The 1,928-nt window shown below is 71.1% G+C and carries 2 protein-coding genes; one reads left to right on the top strand and one right to left on the bottom strand.

Annotated features, from left to right (window positions below; genetic code table 11):
- On the top strand, positions 1 to 980 hold a 980-nt coding region (locus tag AC3XYG_RS26905), incomplete at its 5' end, for a 5-(carboxyamino)imidazole ribonucleotide synthase (RefSeq protein ID WP_489142949.1).
- Here the strand turns inward: AC3XYG_RS26905 and AC3XYG_RS26900 are convergent.
- Positions 955 to 1,836, bottom strand: coding sequence for a LysR substrate-binding domain-containing protein (locus AC3XYG_RS26900; protein WP_489142948.1), 882 nt, complete (start codon positions 1,834 to 1,836; stop codon positions 955 to 957). The two genes, AC3XYG_RS26905 and AC3XYG_RS26900, sit on opposite strands and share 26 nt — an antisense overlap.
- Between the last annotated feature and the right edge of the window lie 92 nt (positions 1,837 to 1,928).

Raw genomic sequence — 1,928 nt, 5'->3', positions numbered from 1 at the left:
CCCATGTGCTGTGCCCCGATCCGGACAGCCCCTGCGCCCAGGTGACCGATCGCGCGACGCTGTCCTCCTACACCGACCATGCGGCGCTGGACGCCTTCGCCGCCCAAGTCGACGTCGTCACCTATGAATTCGAGAACATCCCCTACGAGACCGTGATGCACCTGGCCGCCCGCGTGCCGGTGCGGCCCGGGCCGGACGGGCTGGCGGTGTGCCAGGACCGGGTGGCGGAGAAGGATTTCGCCAACCGCCACGGCATCGGCACCGCGCCCTGGCGTGCGGTCGGATCGGCGGCGGAGCTGGCCGAAGCGGTGGCCGCGATCGGCACCCCGGCCGTGCTGAAGACCCGGCGCGAGGGCTATGACGGCAAGGGCCAGGCGGTGATCCGCCGGCCGGAGGACGCCGCAGCGGCCTGGGACCGTCTGGGCGGCCGCCCGTCGGTGCTGGAGGGCTTCGTCGACTTCGCCCGCGAGCTGTCGGTGATCGCCGCCCGCGGCCTGGACGGGTCGGTCGTCTGCTATCCCGCGGTCGAGAACCGGCATCGCGACCACATCCTGTCCGAGACGATCGCCCCGGCGCCGGGCCTGACGCCCGAGCGGGCCAATGAGGCCGAGCAGATCGCCCGCACGCTGGTCACGGCGCTGGACATGGTCGGCCTGCTGGCGGTCGAACTGTTCGAGGCGCGCGACGGTAGCCTGCTGGTCAACGAGATGGCGCCGCGGCCGCACAATTCCGGCCACTGGACCCAGGATGCCTGCGCCTGCGACCAGTTCGAGCAGCTGGTCCGCGCCGTCTGCGGCCTGCCGTTGGGGTCGACCGAGCGCCATTCCGACGCCGTGATGCAGAACCTGATCGGCGACGACGTGCTGCGCTGGCCCGAATTCCTGGCCGAGCCCGGCGCCAAGCTGCATCTCTACGGCAAGGGCGCGCCGCGCCCCGGCCGCAAGATGGGCCATGTCAACCGGCTGGTGCCGAAGGGCTGAGTCCGGCCGCGGCCACCGCCAGGTCGATGAAGGCGCGGATCGCCGGAAAGCGGCGGCGGTCGCGCTGGCACAGCACGTATTCATCGGTCTGCCAGCCGCGATCGGATAGGGGACGGATGGCGATACGCGGGTCGGGCCGGACCTCGCCCTCGGAGATGAAGCCGACGCCGAGGCCCAGCGCCACCGCCTCCTGCACTGCCTCGCGGCCGGTCACCTCAAACACGCCGCCGGGCACGATCTCCGCCTCGGCCAGGCCGCGTTCGACCGTGCGGCGGGTCATCGAACCGGTCTCGCGCATCACCAGCCGCCGCCCCGCCAGCGCCGCCGCCGGCACCGCATCCAGCACGACCAGGGCGTCGCCGGCCGGCAGCATCAGCCGCACCGGGTCGCGATACAGCGGCGCGATGTGGAAGCGGGGGTCGACCGGCGGGTTGGACAGCAGCGCCACATCCAGCCGCGCCTCGGACAGATCCTCCAGCACCGCGCCGGCATTGCCGATCGACAGCCGGATCTCGACCTGGGGATGGCGTTCGTCGAAGGCCGCGATCAGCGGCATGACATAATAGGGACTGTCGGCGCCGATCTGCAGCAGGCCCCGGGCCAGCTGGGCCGAGCCCTCCAGCAGGGCCGCCGCCTCCTGCTCCGTGTCGAACAGCCGGGTGGTCAGCTGGAACAGCCGCCGCCCCATCTCGGTCGGCTGCACCCGGCGCGAGCTGCGTTCGAACAGCAGCACGGCATAGCGCTCCTCCAGCGCCTTCACCGATTGCGACAGGGTCGGCTGGGTCAGGCCCAGCGTCCGCGCCGCCAGGGTGAAGCTGGCCTGGGTGGCCACCGCGTGGAAGGCCCGCAGCTGCATCAGATTTATTCGCATGACCTATAGATAGCATGGAAAGCACGTATTGGACTTATGCATCGAGGAGTCGCAGCTTCGGGTCCAGCCACCCTAGC

This window comes from Inquilinus sp., assembly GCF_057815775.1.
This window is presented reverse-complemented; position numbering and strand designations above follow the sequence as displayed.

Coding starts and splice junctions, on each gene's coding strand:
- AC3XYG_RS26900 (WP_489142948.1), bottom strand. CDS start 1,836: ATGCAGCTGCGGGCCTTCCACGCGGTGGCCACCCAGGCCAGCTTCACC.